This is a genomic window from Pseudomonas sp. TSRC2-2, from assembly GCF_049897785.1.
Lineage (GTDB): Bacteria > Pseudomonadota > Gammaproteobacteria > Pseudomonadales > Pseudomonadaceae > Aquipseudomonas.
Genome location: NZ_JAFCWZ010000012.1, coordinates 131226 through 150736 on the forward strand (window position 1 = coordinate 131226; position 19511 = coordinate 150736).

The window sequence follows — 19511 nt, forward strand, 5'->3', positions numbered from 1 at the left end:
GTAATACGCCGGTCAGTTGGCGACGGACCGGCGGATTTTTTCATGTATGATACGCGCCCCATTTCGTTGCCCGACTGTCCGAGAACACCCCATGCAGCTCTCTTCGCTCACTGCGGTTTCCCCTGTTGACGGCCGCTACGCCGGCAAAACCCAGGCCCTGCGCCCGATTTTCAGCGAGTACGGCCTGATCCGTGCCCGCGTTCTGGTTGAAGTGCGCTGGCTCCAGCGCCTGGCCGCCCACGCTGGCATCCCTGAAGTGCCGGCCTTCTCCGCCGAGGCCAACGCCGTTCTCAACGAACTGGCTGAAAACTTCTCGCTGGAGCACGCCGAGCGCGTCAAAGAGATCGAGCGCACCACCAACCACGACGTCAAAGCGATCGAATACCTGCTCAAAGAGCAGGCGGCCAAGCTGCCGGAGCTGGCCAAGGTCAGCGAATTCATCCACTTTGCCTGCACCAGCGAAGACATCAACAACCTGTCCCACGCGCTGATGCTGCGCGAAGGCCGTGACGACGTGATGCTGCCGCTGATGCGCCAGACCGCCAACGCCATCCGCGAACTGGCCATCCGTTTCGCCGACGTGCCGATGCTGTCGCGCACCCACGGTCAGCCGGCTTCGCCGACCACTCTGGGTAAAGAGCTGGCGAACGTGGTTTACCGCCTCGAGCGCCAGATCGCTCAGGTCGCTGCGGTGCCACTGCTGGGCAAGATCAACGGCGCTGTGGGCAACTACAACGCGCACCTGTCGGCCTACCCGCAGATCGACTGGGAAGCCAACGCCCGCGCCTTTATCGAAGACGAGCTGGGCCTGGGCTTCAACCCGTACACCACGCAGATCGAACCGCACGATTACATCGCCGAGCTGTTCGACGCGATCGCGCGCTTCAATACCATCCTGATCGACTTCGACCGTGACATCTGGGGCTACATCTCCCTGGGTTATTTCAAGCAGCGCACCATCGCGGGCGAAATCGGTTCGTCGACCATGCCGCACAAGGTCAACCCGATCGACTTCGAAAACTCCGAAGGCAACCTGGGCATCGCCAACGCATTGTTCCAGCATCTGGCGAGCAAACTGCCGATCTCCCGCTGGCAGCGCGACCTGACCGACTCCACCGTCCTACGCAACCTCGGCGTCGGCTTCGCCCACAGCGTGATCGCTTACGAAGCCAGCCTCAAAGGCATCAGCAAACTCGAACTCAACGAGCAGAAGATTGCCGCTGACCTCGACGCGTGCTGGGAAGTCCTGGCCGAGCCGATCCAGACCGTGATGCGCCGCTACAACATCGAAAACCCGTACGAAAAGCTGAAAGAACTGACCCGTGGCAAGGGCATCAGCCCTGAAGCGTTGCAGACTTTCATCGATGGTCTGGACATGCCAGCCGAAGCCAAAGCCGAGCTCAAGCAACTGACGCCGGCCAACTACATCGGCAACGCTGTGGCACAAGCCAAACGCATCTGATCGACCGTTTGCCCGTTTGAGACGCCCGGCCGCGCCGGGCGTTTTTATTCCCGTCTGAAAAAGCACTTTTTTCAATAGGTTACATATGAATTCCGATATTCCTCTTCAACTTCTGGGCGGCCTCACAGCACGCGAATTCCTGCGCGACTACTGGCAGAAAAAACCGCTGCTGATCCGTCAGGCAATTCCTGACTTCGAAAGCCCGATCGACGCCGACGAACTGGCTGGCCTGGCCCTTGAAGAAGAAGTCGAATCGCGTCTGGTCATCGAACACGGCGAGCGCCCGTGGGAACTGCGTCGCGGCCCGTTCGCCGAAGACGAGTTCAGCAAACTGCCGGAGAAAGAGTGGACTCTGCTGGTGCAGGCGGTGGATCAGTTCGTGCCGGAAGTCAGCGAACTGCTGGAAAACTTCCGCTTTCTGCCGAGCTGGCGCGTCGACGACGTGATGATCAGCTTCGCCGCACCGGGCGGCAGCGTCGGCCCGCATTTCGACAACTACGACGTCTTCCTGCTGCAGGGCCACGGCAAGCGCAACTGGAAAATCGGCCAGATGTGCGATTCCGAGAGCCCGTTGCTGCAACACGCCGATTTGCGCATCCTCGCCGAATTCCATGAGACCGAAGAATGGGTGCTGGAGCCGGGCGACATGCTCTACCTGCCGCCGCGTCTGGCCCATTGCGGTGTCGCAGTCGATAACTGCATGACCTACTCGGTCGGCTTCCGCGCGCCAAGTGCCGCTGAAGTGCTGACCCACTTCACCGACTTCCTCAGCCAGTTCCTGACTGACGAAGAGCGCTATACCGATGCCGACGCCAAGCCGGCGGTCGACCCGCACCAGATTCAACACGATGCGCTGGATCGCCTGAAAAGCCTGCTCGCCGAACACATGAGCGACGAGCGCCTGCTGCTGACCTGGTTCGGCCAGTACATGACCGAGCCGCGCTACCCGGAACTGGTGGTCGGTCCGGAAGACGTCGAGGAGGAAGATTTCCTCGCCGCCCTGCAGGACGGCGCCGTGCTGATCCGCAACCCGAGCGCGCGTCTGGCCTGGTCGGAAGTCGATGACGACCTGCTGCTGTTCGCCAGCGGCCAGAGCCGTTATCTGCCGGGCAAATTGCGCGAGCTGCTGAAGCTGATCTGCGCCGCTGACGCCCTGCACGCTGACAACCTCGGCCAGTGGCTGAGCGATGAAGACGGTCGCAGCCTGCTCTGCGAACTGGTCAAGCAAGGAAGTCTGGGGTTCGCCGATGAATAAAATTCGCGTTCGTGTCGCAGACTGGCAGAAGGATATCGCCGAGATCCGGCGCATTCGTGAAACGGTGTTCATCGCCGAACAATCGGTGCCACCCGAGCTTGAGTGGGACGCGGATGACGCGACCGCCGTGCATTTTCTGGCGTTCGAAGGCGACTTCCCGATTGGCACGGCACGACTGCTGCCCGATGGGCACATCGGGCGGGTCTCGGTGCTGAAAGACTGGCGCGGAATGAAGGTCGGCGATGCGCTGATGCAAGCGGTCATCGCCGAAGCTGAAGCGCGCGGATTGAAGCAGCAAATGCTCAGCGCACAGGTGCAGGCCACGGCGTTCTATGAGCGCCTGGGTTTCAGCCTGGTCAGCGAGGAATTCCTCGAGGCCGGGATTCCGCATGTCGACATGGTTCGGCATTCGGCTTAAGACCGCGGCGCGACCTTCGCGAGCAGGCAAAACACGCCCCGCCATCCACCGATGCCGGGGCGTTTTGCTGTCTACGATTCAACTTGCCCCACCCCGGGCCGACAAACTGGCAATATCAAGCCTTTCGAACGAGGAGATAACGGACATGTCCCTACGCACCCTGCTCACCACCCTGCTGCTCGGCTGCAGTTTTTCGGTGCTGGCAGCCACAGAAATCGTCCCCCTCAAGTACCACACCAGCGCCGACATGCTGCCGGTCGCGCAGGACTTCATCGGCCAGGACGGTCAGGTCAGCGCTTACGGCAACCAACTGATCGTCAAAGCCGAGCCGGGCAAGATTCAGGAGCTGAAGGACCTGCTGGCGCAACTCGACACTGCGCCCAAGCGCTTGCTGATCACCGTCGATACCAATGAAAACAATGGCCGCGGCGACGAAGGCTACTCGGTCAACGGCGCCCAGCCGAGTCAGACCCGGATCATCAGCCGCAGCACCACCAGCCGTAACGGCGGCGTCCAGCAAGTGCACACCAGTGAAGGCACGCCGGCGCTGATTCAGGTCGGCCAGAGCGTACCGATCACCAACACGCAAAGCGATTCCTACGGCGGTTACAGCAGCGAGACTCAATACCGCAACGTCACCCAGGGTTTCTATGTCACCGCCAGCGTCACTGGCGAAACCGTTCATCTGGCGATCAGTACCAACCGTGACCGCATGAGCCAGGAACGTCCCGATGTAGTGAACGTGCAAAGCACCGACACAACAGTCACCGGACGCCTCGGCGAATGGATCACTCTGGCAGGTGTCAACAGCCAGACACAGGCCGATAAACAAGGCCTGACCCGCAGCTACTCGACTCAAGGCCGCGATGACATGACCTTGCGGGTGAAAGTCGACACGCTGGACTAAAGCACCGAAAACTGACTGATTAGTCGTATTAGACGAAAGATGTAGTGCCTCAAAAAAAGCACTACAAAACGTTTGACGAGGCAAAAAAGCGAAGGCATGATGGCCTCGCTCCCGCTAATCAGAGGCCCTGGCAAGGGCCTTCGAAGCGCCCCTCGCACCTACCCCGCGAACCGCTTCGTGTCTGTACCGCCCACAAGGTGTGTTTGACGAGGTTGCCGACTGGAACGAAGTTGTCCCGAGGGACGGAAGCGTATTTAGGTAACCCGGCTTCACGCTGTTGTCCGTATAAAGGCCCACGACGCCCGCATGCGCCCGCAGTCCGCCACTACCTGCTCACTTCCCCTCGAGCTCATCGTTCATCCCGTCGCCTACCCCGCCAAATCCCACTTGACCACCTAAGCTTCTGGTCAGCGAGCGCAGGAATTTTCCACCGCAGAACAACTTTTCATAAAAGACGCGACGAGGTTTATCTCCATGGCACTGACACGCGAACAGCAAATTGCAGCCCTCGAAAAAGACTGGGCTGAGAACCCGCGCTGGAAAGGCGTGACACGCACTTACTCCGCTGCTGACGTGGTCCGTCTGCGTGGCTCGGTTCAGCCTGAGCACACTTTCGCGAAGATGGGCGCCGAGAAGCTGTGGAACCTGGTCACCCAGGGTGCCAAGCCGTCCTTCCGTCCAGAGAAAGATTTCGTCAACTGCATGGGCGCCCTGACTGGCGGCCAGGCTGTTCAGCAGGTCAAGGCCGGTATCCAGGCGATCTACCTGTCCGGCTGGCAGGTGGCTGCGGACAACAACTCCGCCGAATCCATGTACCCGGATCAGTCGCTGTACCCGGTGGACTCGGTGCCGACCGTGGTCAAGCGCATCAACAACTCGTTCCGTCGCGCTGACCAGATCCAGTGGAAAGCCGGCAAGAACCCGGGCGATGACGGCTACATCGATTACTTCGCGCCAATCGTCGCGGACGCTGAAGCCGGTTTCGGCGGCGTACTGAACGCCTACGAGCTGATGAAAAGCATGATCGAAGCAGGCGCCGCCGGCGTTCACTTCGAAGACCAGCTGGCTTCCGTGAAGAAATGCGGCCACATGGGCGGCAAGGTTCTGGTGCCAACCCAGGAAGCCGTGCAGAAGCTGACCGCTGCGCGTCTGGCGGCTGACGTTGCCGGCACCCCAACCATCATTCTGGCGCGTACCGATGCCAACGCGGCAGACCTGCTGACTTCCGACTGCGACCCGTACGACCAGCCCTTCGTGACTGGCGAGCGCACCCAGGAAGGTTTCTACAAGGTTCGCGCCGGTCTGGATCAGGCCATCGCCCGTGGTCTGGCTTACGCGCCATACGCCGATCTGATCTGGTGCGAAACCGCCAAGCCGGATCTGGAAGAAGCCCGTCGCTTCGCTGAGGCGATCAAGAAGGAATACCCGGACCAGCTGCTGTCGTACAACTGCTCGCCGTCCTTCAACTGGAAGAAGAACCTGGACGACGCGACCATCGCCAAGTTCCAGCGTGAACTGTCTGCCATGGGTTACAAGCACCAGTTCATCACCCTGGCCGGCATTCACAACATGTGGCACAGCATGTTCAACCTGGCGCACGACTACGCCCGCAACGACATGACTGCCTACGTGAAGCTTCAGGAGCAGGAATTCGCTGACGCCGCCAAGGGTTACACCTTTGTTGCGCACCAGCAGGAAGTGGGCACCGGCTACTTCGACGACATGACCACCGTGATCCAGGGCGGCTCGTCGTCGGTGACCGCGCTGACCGGTTCGACCGAAGAAGAGCAGTTCCACTGATAGTGCTTCGCTGAGCAAACGGCCTCTGCGGATCGAACAAAAGCTAACCGCAGAGCCGCAAGACTGACGCCCCGACTGGTTCGGGGCGTTTTTTTGTCTGCGATTCAGCCCCGCAATGCGCCCTTGAACAAATGCCCCCGCCCCAGCAGGAGTCGCCACAGGCTGCGATCTCTTGATCTTTATCCTGAAAAACCAGATCAAAGGATCTCAGCCTACGGCAACTTCAACGTCAATTCCCGCTACCTGTGACGACAGTTCACACCCTGTTTGAACCGTTTGGGGCTAATGCCTTTTTCTCTAAACGCTTAGGGTACGGCCCATCGCCGTGTCGTTGCGGCGCTCCAGACAATAATAAAGACGTTCATTCGAGGTATCAGCCGATGCGTGATGACAAAGACAAGGCTAACAACGAGCTAGGGAATGGCTTGAAAGGACGGCAGGTGACGATGATTTCGATCGGCGGCGTGATTGGCGCCGGTCTTTTTGTCGGTTCAAGCAATGCCATCGCCACCGCCGGCCCTGCGGTGCTGGTGTCGTATGTCTGCGCAGCGGTCATCGTGGTGCTGGTCATGCAGATGCTCGGCGAAATGGCGACTGCACGGCCTGACACGGGGTCGTTCTCTTCCTACGCCGATCAGGCGATCGGTCGCTGGGCCGGTTTTTCCATTGGCTGGCTGTACTGGTGGTTTTATGTGTTGGTGATTGCCATTGAAGCCATTGTCGCCGGCAACATTCTTGGCGACTGGCTGGGGATTGCCCATTGGATGGCGGCTTTCGGCGTGACGTTTGCGTTGATCCTGTGCAACAGCCTCAGCGTCGGCTCGTTCGGTACTCTGGAATACTGGTTGTCATTGTTCAAGGTCGTGTCGATCGTGGGTTTCATCATCCTCGGCGTGCTGGCGATTTTCGGCATTTTGCCGGGTTCCTCAACGAGCGGGATTTCCAATCTCTACGCCAACGGTGGCTTCGCCCCCAATGGCAATGTGGCAATCGTCGCCGGGTTGCTGACCGCCATGTTCAGCTTTCAGGGCAGCGAAGTGGTCACTATTGCCGCCGCTGAATCCAGGGATCCCAAGGCTAATATCAAGAAAGCCATTCGCGCCGTGGTCTGGCGTCTGGGCCTGTTCTACCTCGGCTCGATGTTCGTGGTGGTCTGCCTGATTCCGTGGAACGCTGCGGATCTGGCGCAGGGTTCTTACCAGGCGGTATTGAGTGCGATGAACATTCCATGGGCGCCGCAGATCATGAGCATCGTCGTGCTGGTGGCGGTAACCAGTTGCCTGAACTCGGCGATTTATACCGCTTCACGCATGGCTTATTCGCTGGCCCGTCGCGGTGATGCGCCTAAAGCCGTTTCGCACACCACCCGTCACGGCGTGCCGTTGCTGGCCGTCGCGCTGACATCGCTCGCCGCCCTGACGGCACTGACCGCCAACTACCTGCTACCCAGGCAAGTGTTTCAGTTCCTGCTGGCCACCAGCGGCGCATTGGCCTTGCTGATGTATCTGGTGATTGCCGTTACGCAATTGTGCATGCGCCGAAAACTCGTCGCCCAAGGCAAGAAACTCGAAGTGCGAATGTGGATGTTTCCGTACCTGACCGTTCTGACGATCGGGTTCATCCTCGGGGTATTCGCGATCATGGCGGCCTTCCCCGGCCAACGCGCAGAACTGCTCTCCACCCTCGGCCTTACGACGGTGCTGGTGATCATCGGCGCTTGTTTGCAGAAATCGCAGCCCGAGCTGTCGGCGCGACGCAGCGCCATGGCCCCGACTGAAAACGTCACGGCGCAAGCATTGTCCTGAAAACCGGCTGCCGCTATGACGTGGCGTCATAGTGAGTGTGCCGACGAGCCTCTTTTTCACAACCGATCCGCTCCCTAATCTGCTTAAGCCCCGGCCAACCTACCTATCGCCGGGGTTTTCAAAAACCACAAGGAACGCCTGATGACGATTGCGCCCAAACCTGACGAACTGGCCATCCCTTATCAACTGCCGCAAGTGCCATACATGGCACCTGACATGGTCCACCCTGGCGTACTCGACCAATGGCTGGAAGACGATCAACTGTGGGTGCCGGTGACGGATTCGGTGTCGTTCAAACCGGTACTGCTCAGTGTTTCCGGTGGCTACTACATCAATCTGTTGCGCGTGCGCAAAAGCGGTGTGCTCTCGCGTCACCGCCACACCGGCGGGGTCCACGCGATGGTGCTGAAGGGCCGCTGGTATTATCTGGAGCATGACTGGGTCGCCGAGCAAGGTTCATTCGCGTTCGAGCCGCCGGGAGAGACTCACACATTGTTCGTGCCGGAAGATGTCGAAGAAATGATCACCTGGTTTCATGTACAGGGCGGTTATACCTACGTCGATCCACAAGGCGTAGCGGTCGGCTACGAAGACGTTTTCACCAAACTGGAAACGGCCCGCGCGCATTACAAAAAGCTCGGACTGCCAGACGACTACATCGAACAGTTCATTCGCTGATCCGCGCCGTGGCAGGCGCCTGATCGACACGGGAGGCAAGCATTGGATAACTACTCGCAGCTGTTGGCGTTTCTTTGGGCCACAGAGCACGGTAACTTTTCAGCGGCCTCTCGCGCGCACGGTCTGACGCCTTCGGCCATCAGCAAGCTGATCTCCCGCCTGGAGGATCGCTTGCAGGTGCGCCTGTTTCAACGCGGCACACGCAGTTTGTCGCTGACTGAAGAAGGCGCCGCGTATCTGGTCAGCGCCCGTGCGGTAATCAATGCGATGGCCGAGGCGGACTCACTGGCCGAAGCGTTTCCGACGCGGGTCAGTGGCACGCTGCGGATTCACACGATGTCGACGTTCGCCAAACACCAGATCATTCCATGGCTGCCGGAGTTTTTAGCGGCCTACCCCGGGCTTGCTGTCGATATCCAGATCGGCGCGCAGTTCTCCGATCAGTTCGACCAAGGCCTGGATCTGGCGATTCACAGCGGCGTATTGCCTGACTCCACACGGATCGCTCGCAAAATCGGCCAGAGTCGCTGGATCATCTGCGCGTCCCCGGACTACCTCGCCCGCCAGGGAACGCCGGAGCACCCGCGGGAGTTACTCGATCACACGTGTTTCAGCTTTGGCTTCAATAGTGTGTGGAATGACTGGGATTTTCTCATCGATGGCCACCCGATCAGCATCCCGGTGATTCCCAAAGCGACGTTCGCCCAAGGCGATCTGCTGCGTGACCTGGCACTCAGCGGGGCCGGCATTGTGCAGTTGGCCGAGTTTCATATCGGCCACGACATCCGCGAAGGCCGCTTGATCCCGCTGCTGCAAAGCTACGGCCCGGACCGTTTCGAACCGATTTATCTGATCTACACCAATCGCAAGCACCTCAGCCCCAGGATCCGCGTGTTCCGCGACTTTCTTGAACAGAAACTCGCGCAGAGTCCGTGGAACACCGAGCGCGGCTGATCGCTCACCTATCATTAGTACAGAGGCTTCTATGCGTAACCTGATTGGCGATGTATCCAGCGCCGCGCGCATCCTCCCGCAACTCAATGGCGAAACGCTGTTTATCCGCAACGGCAAGGATGCTTACGTTTATGACGATAAAGGTCGCCGCTACATCGACACCGCGCTCGGCTTTGGCGCGGTACTGCTGGGGCATGCCAATAATCGCGTCAATGAACAAGTCGCGGCGGCACTGGCTGACTCTGCCGCGCCGTCATGGGCGCATGTTCGCGAACACCCTGCGGCCTCAGCACTGGCGGCGCACACCGGCGCGCTGAGCAAAGTGATTTTCACCAACTCCGGCAGCGAAGCGGTGCATCTGGCCTGCCGCGCTGCCCGCGCCTATACCGGGCGCGGGCGCATTGCGAAAATGGCTGCGGGCTTCGACGGTTGGTTCGACGACGTCAGCTTCGGCAACGTTTCGTCCAGTGAGGCGAATTTCGTTGATGGTCAGCGACCGGCCACGCCGCGCACCACGCTGCTGCGTTTCAATGACTTCGATGATGTCGAGCGACTGTTCGCTGAGGACTCGGATATCGCTGCGGTGATCCTCGAACCGATGCTCGCCAATGCTGGCTGCATCATGCCGGCACCCGGCTATCTGCTGCATGTGCAGCAAGTCGCACATCGGCATGGCGCGCTGGTGATCTGCGATGAAGTGCTGATGGGTTTTCGCTTGTTCGCCGGGCTCGCGGGTTTACAGGCGGGGCTGGATCCGGACATCGCCAGTGTCGGCAAGGCCATTGGCAATGGTGTGCCGGTGTCGGCGATCGTCGGCAAGCCACATATTCTCGCGGGCTTTGAGCAAGGTCGCGTGCTGCGTGGCGGGACGTTCAGCGGCAATCCGATGGCGTGTGCAGCGGTCACCAGCACCCTGGATCAATTGGATGACGCGGATTATCAGCGCTTGATTGCCCGGGGCGAGGCCCTGCGAGTTTCGGTGCAGGCCTCGTTCAAGGCGCATGGGTTGACGGTGAGTACCAGCGGTTACGGGAATGTGTTCGGGATCTGGCCGTCGGCGCAGGTGCCGAGCAATTATGCCGAGGCGCTGGAGCGTGGAGATGCGCAGTTTAGCCAGGCGCTGCATCTGGCCTTGCGCGAAGCCGGCGTGCTGGTGATGCCCTCGCCTTATGGTCGGATTTATCTGTCGTTCCGCACATGATGAAGCGGTGGTTGAAGAGATGAAGGCAGCAGTAATCGGCAAGTAAGACAACTTCCCAACCCTTAACTCGTTAAACAGTTACAAAACCACCGCAAACGATATCAATTATCATTTAGCCGCAACTATGTTCATTACATAGCCCACAAAACATAATTGACGCAAACCCGGCTAATGCCCGCAACGCATGGGCCGCAGGGCGTTGAGCAAGCGCTATGTCCTTAATCCGGTAAATAATTTCGCCTTTGGAATTTTACTTGCCGGGTGTTTAGCCATAAAATCAGCCCGATTGATTGCTGCGACATATCGTCACTGCCATTTTCTTTATCAAGCTCAGAGACCTTTGCTCTCTGTTAAGGATTACCAGCATGCCCGAAGCGACAGGACTCATGGCCCACAACTGGGGCTTTGCCATTTTCCTTCTGGGTGTCGTCGGCCTCTGTGCCTTCATGCTTGGCGTCTCCAGCCTCCTCGGGTCAAAAGCCTGGGGTCGCAGCAAAAACGAACCGTTCGAGTCGGGCATGCTACCTACCGGTGGCGCCCGCTTGCGGCTCTCAGCCAAATTCTATCTGGTCGCGATGCTCTTCGTGATCTTCGATATCGAAGCCCTCTTTCTCTTTGCCTGGTCTGTGTCCGTCCGCGAAAGCGGCTGGACCGGATTCGTCGAAGCTCTCGTTTTCATAGCAATTCTGTTGGCAGGTCTTGTCTACCTGTTCCGAGTGGGCGCCCTTGACTGGGCTCCGGAAGCTCGTCGCAAGCGGCAGGCGAAGCTGAAACAATGAGGCTTTGGCAATGCAATACAATCTCACCAGGATCGACCCCGATGCTCCTAACGAGCAGTATCCGATTGGCCAGCGGGAAACCGTTGCTGATCCGTTAGAAGATCAAGTCCACAAAAACATTTTCATGGGCAAGCTGGAAGACGTGCTGAGTGGCGCGGTCAACTGGGGACGTAAAAACTCCCTGTGGCCGTACAACTTCGGCCTGTCGTGCTGCTACGTGGAAATGACCACCGCCTTCACGGCGCCCCACGACATCGCGCGCTTTGGTGCCGAAGTCATCCGGGCCTCGCCGCGTCAGGCCGACTTCATGGTTATCGCCGGGACCTGCTTCATCAAGATGGCGCCGATCATTCAGCGTCTCTACGAGCAGATGCTCGAACCGAAATGGGTTATTTCCATGGGTTCGTGCGCCAACTCCGGCGGCATGTACGACATCTACTCCGTGGTTCAAGGCGTGGACAAGTTCTTGCCCGTGGACGTCTACGTACCTGGCTGCCCGCCCCGTCCGGAAGCATTTCTGCAAGGCTTGATGCTGTTGCAGGAATCGATTGGACAGGAGCGCCGTCCGCTTTCCTGGGTCGTTGGTGATCAAGGCGTCTATCGCGCCGACATGCCATCGCAGAAGGAACAGCGCCGCGAACAGCGAATCGCAGTCACCAACCTGCGCAGCCCTGACGAAGTCTGATCCAGATCTGTTCCTAGTAACGAGAAGCTGGCTTCATTCTTTACGTTGACCGAAAGCGAAAAAATAACCATGACTACAGGCAGTGCTCTGTACATCCCGCCTTACAAGGCAGACGACCAGGATGTGGTCGTCGAATTGAACAACCGCTTTGGCGCCGAAGCGTTCACCGCTCAGGCAACCCGCACCGGCATGCCGGTGCTGTGGGTGGCCCGCGCCAGACTGGTTGAAGTCCTGACTTTCCTGCGCAACCTGCCCAAGCCGTACGTCATGCTCTATGACCTGCACGGCGTGGACGAGCGTCTGCGCACCAAGCGTCAAGGGCTGCCGACCGGCGCCGATTTCACCGTGTTCTATCACCTCATGTCGCTGGAGCGTAATAGTGACGTGATGATCAAGGTCGCCTTGTCCGAAGGCGACCTCAGCATGCCTTCCGTCACCAGCATCTGGCCGAACGCCAACTGGTACGAGCGCGAAGTCTGGGACATGTTCGGCATCGACTTCAAAGGCCACCCGCACCTGTCGCGCATCATGATGCCGCCGACCTGGGAAGGTCACCCGCTGCGCAAGGACTTCCCGGCGCGCGCCACCGAATTCGATCCGTTCAGCCTCAACCTCGCCAAGCAGCAGCTTGAGGAAGAAGCCGCGCGTTTCCGCCCTGAAGACTGGGGCATGAAGCGTTCCGGCGCCAACGAGGACTACATGTTCCTCAACCTCGGCCCGAACCACCCTTCGGCGCACGGTGCGTTCCGCATCATCCTGCAGCTGGACGGTGAAGAGATCGTCGATTGCGTTCCCGACATCGGTTACCACCACCGTGGTGCCGAGAAGATGGGCGAGCGTCAGTCCTGGCACAGCTACATTCCCTACACCGACCGCATCGACTACCTCGGCGGCGTGATGAACAACCTGCCGTACGTGCTCTCGGTCGAGAAGCTGGCCGGCATCAAGGTGCCGCAGAAGGTCGACGTCATCCGCATCATGATGGCCGAGTTCTTCCGGATCACCAGCCACCTGCTGTTCCTGGGTACCTACATCCAGGACGTCGGCGCGATGACCCCGGTGTTCTTCACCTTCACCGACCGCCAGAAGGCGTACACGGTGATCGAAGCCATCACCGGTTTCCGTCTGCACCCGGCCTGGTACCGCATCGGTGGTGTTGCCCACGACCTGCCGCGCGGCTGGGAAAAACTGGTCAAGGATTTCGTCGAGTGGATGCCCAAGCGTCTGAACGAATACACCAAGGCTGCGCTGCAGAACAGCATCCTCAAGGGGCGTACCGTCGGCGTTGCTGCGTACAACACCAAAGAAGCCCTGGAATGGGGCGTCACCGGTGCCGGCCTGCGTTCGACCGGTTGCGATTTCGACCTGCGTAAAGCGCGTCCGTACTCGGGCTACGAGAACTTCGAATTCGAAGTGCCGCTGGCCGTCAACGGCGATGCCTACGACCGCTGCATGGTCCGCGTCGAAGAGATGCGCCAGAGCATCAAGATCATTGATCAATGCATGCGCAACATGCCGGAAGGCCCGTACAAGGCGGATCACCCGCTGACCACGCCGCCGCCCAAAGAGCGCACGCTGCAGCACATCGAAACCCTGATCACGCACTTCCTGCAGGTTTCGTGGGGCCCGGTCATGCCGGCCAACGAATCCTTCCAGATGATCGAAGCGACCAAGGGCATCAACAGTTATTACCTGACGAGCGACGGCGGCACCATGAGCTACCGTACCCGGATCCGCACACCGAGTTTCCCGCACCTGCAGCAGATCCCTTCGGTGATCAAAGGCAGCATGGTCGCGGACTTGATTGCGTACCTGGGTAGTATCGACTTCGTTATGGCCGACGTGGACCGCTAAGCATGAACAGCACGCTTATCCAGACAGACCGTTTCACCTTGAGTGAAACCGAGCGCTCGGCCATCGAGCACGAGCTGCATCACTACGAAGACCCGCGCGCGGCGTCGATCGAAGCCCTGAAGATCGTTCAGAAGGAACGCGGCTGGGTGCCGGACGGCGCGTTGTACGCCATCGGCGAGATCCTCGGCATCCCGGCCAGCGACGTTGAAGGCGTGGCGACGTTCTATAGCCAGATCTTCCGTCAACCGGTCGGCCGCCACATCATTCGCGTCTGCGACAGCATGGTCTGCTACATCGGTGGCCACGAATCGGTGGTCAGCGAAATCCAGAACAATCTGGGCATCGGCCTGGGTCAGACCACCGCCGACGGTCGTTTCACCCTGCTGCCTGTCTGCTGCCTCGGCAACTGCGACAAGGCACCGGCGCTGATGATCGACGATGACACCTTTGGCGACGTGCAGCCTGCTGGCGTGGCCAAACTGCTCGAGGGCTACGTATGACCCTGACATCTTTCGGTCCTGCCAACCGCATTCAGCGATCGGCCGAGACTCACCCGCTGACCTGGCGTCTGCGCGATGACGGCGAAGCCGTATGGCTCGACGAGTACCAGGCCAAGAACGGTTACGCTGCTGCGCGCAAAGCCTTCGCCGACATGGATCAGGACGCCATCGTTCAGACCGTGAAAGACGCCGGCCTCAAAGGTCGCGGCGGTGCAGGTTTCCCCACTGGCGTGAAGTGGGGCCTGATGCCCAAGGACGAATCCATCAACATCCGCTACCTGCTGTGCAACGCGGATGAAATGGAGCCGAACACCTGGAAAGACCGCATGCTGATGGAGCAACTGCCCCATCTGCTGATCGAAGGCATGCTGATCAGCGCTCGCGCGCTGAAAACCTACCGTGGCTACATCTTCCTGCGCGGGGAATACACCACCGCCGCCAAGCACCTCAACCGTGCCGTGGAAGAAGCCAAGGCTGCGGGCCTGCTGGGCAAGAACATTCTGGGCAGCGGTTTCGATTTCGAGCTGTTCGTCCACACCGGCGCCGGGCGTTACATCTGCGGTGAAGAAACCGCACTGATCAACTCCCTCGAAGGCCGCCGCGCCAACCCTCGCTCCAAGCCGCCCTTCCCTGCCGCCGTTGGCGTGTGGGGCAAGCCGACCTGCGTGAACAACGTCGAAACCCTGTGCAACGTGCCGGCGATCATCGCCGACGGCGTCGACTGGTACAAATCGTTGGCTCGCGAAGGCTCCGAAGACATGGGCACCAAGCTCATGGGCTTCTCCGGCAAGGTCAAGAACCCGGGCCTGTGGGAGCTGCCGTTTGGCGTCACCGGTCGCGAGTTGTTCGAAGACTACGCCGGCGGCATGCGCGACGGCTTCAAGCTCAAGGCCTGGCAGCCAGGTGGCGCCGGTACCGGTTTCCTGTTGCCGGAACACCTCGACGCACAGATGTATGCCGGCGGCATCGCCAAGGTCGGCACCCGTATGGGTACCGGTCTGGCGATGGCGGTGGACGACAGCGTCAACATGGTCTCGCTGCTGCGCAACATGGAGCAGTTCTTCGCCCGTGAATCGTGCGGTTTCTGCACTCCGTGCCGCGATGGCCTGCCATGGAGCGTCAAGCTCTTGATGGCCATCGAACAGGGCAAGGGTCAGCCAGGCGACATCGAGACCCTGCTGGGTCTGGTCGGTTTCCTCGGCCCGGGCAAGACCTTCTGTGCTCACGCACCGGGTGCCGTGGAGCCATTGGGCAGTGCCATCAAATACTTCCGTCCAGAGTTCGAAGCCGGTATCGCGCCTGTCAGCGCCGCCGTCCCGCCTCTGGCAAGGCCGATCGTAGTCGGCGCGTAAACGCTTAAAAAGGCGAAGGGTCCGTGCCCTTCGCCTTTCGTCCGATGACGCCCTTCGGGGCTGACTGGATTCGGACGCATCACAAGATTCCATTAGCCACGCCCGCTGACACCGGGCCAACGAAGACCTTTGAACCATGGCCACTATCCACGTAGACGGCAAAGCGCTCGAAGTCGACGGGGCAGACAACCTGTTACAGGCATGTCTGTCGCTGGGCCTCGACATTCCATATTTCTGCTGGCACCCCGCGCTTGGTAGCGTCGGGGCCTGCCGCCAGTGCGCGGTCAAGCAGTACACCGACGAGAACGACACCCGTGGTCGCATCGTCATGTCCTGCATGACGCCTGCCACCGACAACACCTGGATCTCCATCGACGATGAAGAATCCAAGGCGTTCCGCGCCAGTGTTGTCGAATGGCTGATGACCAACCACCCGCACGACTGCCCGGTGTGCGAAGAAGGTGGCCACTGCCACCTGCAAGACATGACGGTGATGACCGGCCACAACGAGCGCCGTTATCGCTTCAGCAAACGCACCCACCAGAACCAGCAACTGGGCCCGTTCATTTCCCACGAAATGAACCGCTGCATCGCCTGCTACCGCTGCGTGCGTTTCTACAAGGACTACGCTGGCGGCACCGACCTCGGTGTATTCGGCGCCCACGACAACGTGTACTTCGGTCGCGTTGAAGACGGCACCCTCGAAAGCGAGTTCTCCGGCAACCTCACCGAGGTCTGCCCGACCGGTGTGTTCACCGACAAGACTCACTCCGAGCGCTACAACCGCAAGTGGGACATGCAATTCGCCCCGAGCATCTGCCATGGCTGCTCGAGCGGCTGCAACATCTCGCCGGGCGAGCGTTACGGTGAACTGCGTCGCATCGAAAACCGTTTCAACGGTTCGGTGAACCAGTACTTCCTCTGCGACCGTGGCCGTTTCGGTTATGGCTACGTCAACCGCACCGATCGCCCACGTCAGCCGCTGCTGGCCGACGGCACCAGGCTGAGCCTGGACGACGCGCTGGATAAAGCCGCCGACCTGCTGCGCGGCCGCAACATCGTCGGTATCGGTTCGCCGCGTGCCAGCCTCGAAAGCAACTACGCGTTGCGCGAACTGGTCGGCGCCGAGCACTTCTACTCGGGTATTGAAGCGTCCGAACTGGAGCGCATCCGTCTGGTTCTGCAGGTGCTGAAAGACAGCCCGCTGCCCGTGCCGAACATGCGCGACATCGAAGATCACGACGCGATCTTCGTCCTCGGCGAAGACCTGACCCAGACCGCCGCGCGTATGGCGCTGGCCCTGCGCCAATCGGTCAAGGGCAAGGCTGAAGACATGGCTGAAGCCATGCGCGTCCAGCCCTGGCTCGACGCCGCTGTGAAGAACATCGGTCAGCACGCGCTGAATCCGCTGTTCATCGCCAGCCTCGCTGAAACCAAACTCGACGACGTCGCCGAAGAATGTGTACACGCCGCTCCCGACGATCTGGCACGCATCGGTTTCGCCGTTGCTCACGCGCTGGATGCCAGCGCCCCGGCCGTTGAAGGCCTGGACGCCGAAGCTCTGGAACTGGCGCAGCGCATCGCCGACGCCCTGCTCGCGGCCAAACGTCCGCTGATCATCGCCGGCACTTCGCTCGGTTCGAAAGCGCTGATCGAAGCCGCAGCGAACATCGCCAAAGCCTTGAAGCTGCGCGAGAAGAACGGTTCGATCAGCCTGATCGTGCCGGAAGCCAACAGCCTCGGTCTGGCCATGCTCGGTGGCGAATCGGTCGACGCCGCGCTGCAAACGGTCATTGATGGCCAGGCTGATGCGATCGTCGTGCTGGAAAACGATCTGTACACCCGCACCGCCAAAGCCAAGGTCGACGCTGCACTGAACGCTGCGAAAGTGGTGATCGTTGCCGACCATCAGAAAACCGCGACGACCGAACGCGCGCAACTGGTTCTGCCAGCAGCGAGCTTCGCCGAAGGCGACGGTACGCTGGTCAGCCAGGAAGGTCGCGCCCAGCGCTTCTTCCAGGTTTTCGACCCGCAGTACCTCGACGCGAGCATTCTGGTACACGAAGGCTGGCGCTGGCTGCACGCTCTGCGTGCGACCCTGCTGAACCAGCCGATCGACTGGACGCAACTCGACCACGTCACCGCTGCCGTGGCCTCGAGCACCGAACAGCTGGCGCGCATCGTCGATGCCGCGCCGTCCGCGGCGTTCCGCATCAAGGGTCTGAAACTGGCGCGTGAGCCGCTGCGTTATTCCGGTCGCACCGCGATGCGCGCCGATATCAGCGTCCACGAACCACGCATGCCGCAAGACCAGGACACCGCGTTCGCCTTCTCCATGGAAGGTTACTCGGGCTCTGCCGAACCGCGTCAGCAGGTGCCGTTTGCCTGGTCGCCGGGCTGGAACTCGCCACAAGCGTGGAACAAGTTCCAGGACGAAGTCGGTGGTCACCTGCGTGCTGGCGATCCGGGCACCCGCCTGATCGAAAGCACCGGCGACTCGCTGAACTGGTTCGCCGCCGCGCCGCGTGCATTCAACCCGGCGCCGGGTACCTGGCAAGCCGTGCCGTTCTTCCACCTGTTCGGCAGCGAAGAAAACTCTTCGAAAGCCGCACCGGTGCAAGAGCGCATTCCGGCCCCTTACGTGGCACTGGCGAAATCCGAAGCGGATCGTCTGGGCGTCAACGACGGTGCCCTGCTGAGCCTGAACGTGGCCGGCCAGACCCTGCGTCTGCCGCTGCGCATCAATGAAGAACTGGGCGCCGGTCTGGTGGCATTGCCTGCGGGCATCGCCGGCATTCCACCGGCATTCGCCGGTGTGTCCGTCGACGGTCTGCAGGAGGCAGCGCAATGACCTGGTTCACCCCTGAAGTGATCGATGTGATCCTGACGGTCATCAAAGCCATCGTGATTCTGCTGGCCGTGGTGGTCGCAGGTGCGTTGCTGAGCTTTGTCGAACGTCGCCTGCTGGGCTGGTGGCAGGACCGTTACGGTCCGAACCGCGTTGGCCCGTTCGGCATGTTCCAGATCGCCGCCGACATGTTGAAGATGTTCTTCAAGGAAGACTGGACCCCGCCGTTTGCCGACAAGGTGATCTTCACCCTGGCACCGGTGGTGGCCATGTCCGCCCTGTTGATCGCCTTCGCGATCATCCCGATCACCCCGACCTGGGGCGTGGCGGATCTGAACATCGGCCTGCTGTTCTTCTTCGCAATGGCTGGTCTGTCGGTGTACGCGGTGCTGTTCGCCGGCTGGTCGAGCAACAACAAGTTCGCCCTTTTGGGCAGCTTGCGTGCCTCGGCGCAGACCGTGTCCTACGAAGTGTTCATGGGCCTGGCCCTGATGGGCATCGTGGTGCAGGTCGGTTCGTTCAACATGCGCGACATCGTCGAATACCAGGCGCAGAACCTGTGGTTCATCATTCCGCAGTTCTTCGGCTTCTGTACCTTCTTCATCGCTGGCGTCGCCGTGACTCACCGTCACCCGTTCGACCAGCCGGAAGCGGAACAGGAACTGGCCGACGGTTACCACATTGAATACGCCGGTATGAAATGGGGCATGTTCTTCGTCGGTGAATACATCGGCATCATCCTGATCTCGGCGCTGCTGGTCACCCTGTTCTTCGGTGGCTGGCACGGTCCGTTCGGCATCCTGCCGCAACTGTCCTTCGTCTGGTTCGCACTGAAGACCGCGTTCTTCATCATGCTGTTCATCCTGCTGCGCGCGTCCATCCCGCGTCCGCGTTATGACCAGGTGATGGATTTCAGCTGGAAATTCTGCCTGCCACTGACCCTGATCAATTTGCTGGTGACCGCTGCGGTTGTGTTGTTGAACACGCCTGCGGTTGCGGTTCAGTGAGGATTT

At 60.3% G+C, this 19511-nt stretch carries 16 protein-coding genes; all 16 read left to right on the forward strand.

Features of this window, described 5'->3' with window-relative positions; genetic code table 11:
- Positions 1 to 91 precede the first annotated feature (91 nt).
- The 16 genes from purB (at position 92) to nuoH (ending at position 19505) form a co-directional block, all read left to right on the forward strand.
- Positions 92 to 1462: an adenylosuccinate lyase gene (purB, locus tag ACP7D9_RS23225; protein ID WP_003223822.1), complete on the forward strand. Its 1371-nt coding sequence runs from the start codon at positions 92 to 94 to the stop codon at positions 1460 to 1462.
- An 85-nt stretch (positions 1463 to 1547) separates the two neighbouring features.
- Positions 1548 to 2717 (forward strand): cupin domain-containing protein, encoded by a 1170-nt coding sequence (locus tag ACP7D9_RS23230; protein ID WP_130900627.1) that lies wholly within the window; start codon positions 1548 to 1550, stop codon positions 2715 to 2717.
- Entirely contained in the window at positions 2710 to 3135 is a 426-nt protein-coding gene (locus ACP7D9_RS23235) for a GNAT family N-acetyltransferase (protein WP_025108996.1), read from the forward strand. Before ACP7D9_RS23230 ends, ACP7D9_RS23235 begins: the two co-directional genes overlap by 8 nt.
- A 145-nt stretch (positions 3136 to 3280) precedes the next feature.
- Complete coding sequence (locus tag ACP7D9_RS23240) at positions 3281 to 4042, forward strand: secretin N-terminal domain-containing protein (protein WP_426159719.1); 762 nt, start codon at positions 3281 to 3283, stop codon at positions 4040 to 4042.
- Positions 4043 to 4516: 474 nt separating this feature from the next.
- Positions 4517 to 5842 (forward strand): isocitrate lyase, encoded by a 1326-nt coding sequence (aceA, locus tag ACP7D9_RS23245; protein ID WP_016775277.1) that lies wholly within the window; start codon positions 4517 to 4519, stop codon positions 5840 to 5842.
- Positions 5843 to 6222: 380 nt separating this feature from the next.
- A complete protein-coding gene (locus ACP7D9_RS23250; RefSeq protein ID WP_101159106.1) occupies positions 6223 to 7647 on the forward strand; it encodes an amino acid permease in 1425 nt (474 codons plus the stop codon).
- A gap of 141 nt (positions 7648 to 7788) precedes the next feature.
- Positions 7789 to 8325 carry a 2,4'-dihydroxyacetophenone dioxygenase family protein gene (locus ACP7D9_RS23255; protein ID WP_313002334.1) on the forward strand — a complete coding sequence of 179 codons (537 nt, stop codon included), beginning with the start codon at positions 7789 to 7791 and terminating at the stop codon, positions 8323 to 8325.
- Between the two features lie 42 nt (positions 8326 to 8367).
- Positions 8368 to 9279: a LysR family transcriptional regulator gene (locus ACP7D9_RS23260; RefSeq protein ID WP_426159720.1), complete on the forward strand. Its 912-nt coding sequence runs from the start codon at positions 8368 to 8370 to the stop codon at positions 9277 to 9279.
- A gap of 31 nt (positions 9280 to 9310) precedes the next feature.
- Positions 9311 to 10480, forward strand: coding sequence for an aminotransferase class III-fold pyridoxal phosphate-dependent enzyme (locus ACP7D9_RS23265; protein ID WP_426159721.1), 1170 nt, complete (start codon positions 9311 to 9313; stop codon positions 10478 to 10480).
- Positions 10481 to 10845: 365 nt separating this feature from the next.
- A complete protein-coding gene (locus tag ACP7D9_RS23270; RefSeq protein WP_003223812.1) occupies positions 10846 to 11259 on the forward strand; it encodes an NADH-quinone oxidoreductase subunit A in 414 nt (137 codons plus the stop codon).
- A gap of 10 nt (positions 11260 to 11269) precedes the next feature.
- Entirely contained in the window at positions 11270 to 11944 is a 675-nt protein-coding gene (locus tag ACP7D9_RS23275; protein ID WP_016775278.1) for a NuoB/complex I 20 kDa subunit family protein, read from the forward strand.
- Positions 11945 to 12013: 69 nt separating this feature from the next.
- On the forward strand, positions 12014 to 13798 hold the full coding sequence (nuoC, locus tag ACP7D9_RS23280) for an NADH-quinone oxidoreductase subunit C/D (RefSeq protein ID WP_426159722.1): 1785 nt from the start codon (positions 12014 to 12016) through the stop codon (positions 13796 to 13798).
- Positions 13799 to 13800: 2 nt separating this feature from the next.
- Positions 13801 to 14298: an NADH-quinone oxidoreductase subunit NuoE gene (gene nuoE / locus ACP7D9_RS23285; RefSeq protein ID WP_003223804.1), complete on the forward strand. Its 498-nt coding sequence runs from the start codon at positions 13801 to 13803 to the stop codon at positions 14296 to 14298.
- Positions 14295 to 15650, forward strand: a complete 1356-nt coding sequence (gene nuoF / locus ACP7D9_RS23290) for an NADH-quinone oxidoreductase subunit NuoF (RefSeq protein ID WP_064363636.1) — start codon at positions 14295 to 14297, stop codon at positions 15648 to 15650. The genes nuoE and nuoF overlap by 4 nt, the downstream gene beginning before the upstream one ends.
- 136 nt (positions 15651 to 15786) lie before the next feature.
- Positions 15787 to 18501 carry an NADH-quinone oxidoreductase subunit NuoG gene (nuoG, locus tag ACP7D9_RS23295; protein WP_426159723.1) on the forward strand — a complete coding sequence of 905 codons (2715 nt, stop codon included), beginning with the start codon at positions 15787 to 15789 and terminating at the stop codon, positions 18499 to 18501.
- The gene (nuoH, locus tag ACP7D9_RS23300) at positions 18498 to 19505 is read left to right on the forward strand and encodes an NADH-quinone oxidoreductase subunit NuoH (protein WP_039763316.1); all 1008 of its coding nucleotides are present in this window, start codon (positions 18498 to 18500) and stop codon (positions 19503 to 19505) included. Before nuoG ends, nuoH begins: the two co-directional genes overlap by 4 nt.
- Positions 19506 to 19511 lie beyond the last annotated feature (6 nt).

What these genes read in the sequence shown, in the direction of transcription:
- ACP7D9_RS23275 (WP_016775278.1), top strand. Translation starts at nt 11,270, where the DNA reads ATGCAATACAATCTCACCAGGATCGACCCCGATGCTCCTAACGAGCAG.
- ACP7D9_RS23250 (WP_101159106.1), top strand. Translation starts at nt 6,223, where the DNA reads ATGCGTGATGACAAAGACAAGGCTAACAACGAGCTAGGGAATGGCTTG.
- ACP7D9_RS23270 (WP_003223812.1), top strand. Translation starts at nt 10,846, where the DNA reads ATGCCCGAAGCGACAGGACTCATGGCCCACAACTGGGGCTTTGCCATT.
- ACP7D9_RS23265 (WP_426159721.1), top strand. Translation starts at nt 9,311, where the DNA reads ATGCGTAACCTGATTGGCGATGTATCCAGCGCCGCGCGCATCCTCCCG.
- ACP7D9_RS23255 (WP_313002334.1), top strand. Translation starts at nt 7,789, where the DNA reads ATGACGATTGCGCCCAAACCTGACGAACTGGCCATCCCTTATCAACTG.
- ACP7D9_RS23235 (WP_025108996.1), top strand. Translation starts at nt 2,710, where the DNA reads ATGAATAAAATTCGCGTTCGTGTCGCAGACTGGCAGAAGGATATCGCC.
- ACP7D9_RS23230 (WP_130900627.1), top strand. Translation starts at nt 1,548, where the DNA reads ATGAATTCCGATATTCCTCTTCAACTTCTGGGCGGCCTCACAGCACGC.
- nuoC (WP_426159722.1), top strand. Translation starts at nt 12,014, where the DNA reads ATGACTACAGGCAGTGCTCTGTACATCCCGCCTTACAAGGCAGACGAC.
- aceA (WP_016775277.1), top strand. Translation starts at nt 4,517, where the DNA reads ATGGCACTGACACGCGAACAGCAAATTGCAGCCCTCGAAAAAGACTGG.
- purB (WP_003223822.1), top strand. Translation starts at nt 92, where the DNA reads ATGCAGCTCTCTTCGCTCACTGCGGTTTCCCCTGTTGACGGCCGCTAC.
- nuoH (WP_039763316.1), top strand. Translation starts at nt 18,498, where the DNA reads ATGACCTGGTTCACCCCTGAAGTGATCGATGTGATCCTGACGGTCATC.
- nuoG (WP_426159723.1), top strand. Translation starts at nt 15,787, where the DNA reads ATGGCCACTATCCACGTAGACGGCAAAGCGCTCGAAGTCGACGGGGCA.
- ACP7D9_RS23240 (WP_426159719.1), top strand. Translation starts at nt 3,281, where the DNA reads ATGTCCCTACGCACCCTGCTCACCACCCTGCTGCTCGGCTGCAGTTTT.
- nuoF (WP_064363636.1), top strand. Translation starts at nt 14,295, where the DNA reads ATGACCCTGACATCTTTCGGTCCTGCCAACCGCATTCAGCGATCGGCC.
- nuoE (WP_003223804.1), top strand. Translation starts at nt 13,801, where the DNA reads ATGAACAGCACGCTTATCCAGACAGACCGTTTCACCTTGAGTGAAACC.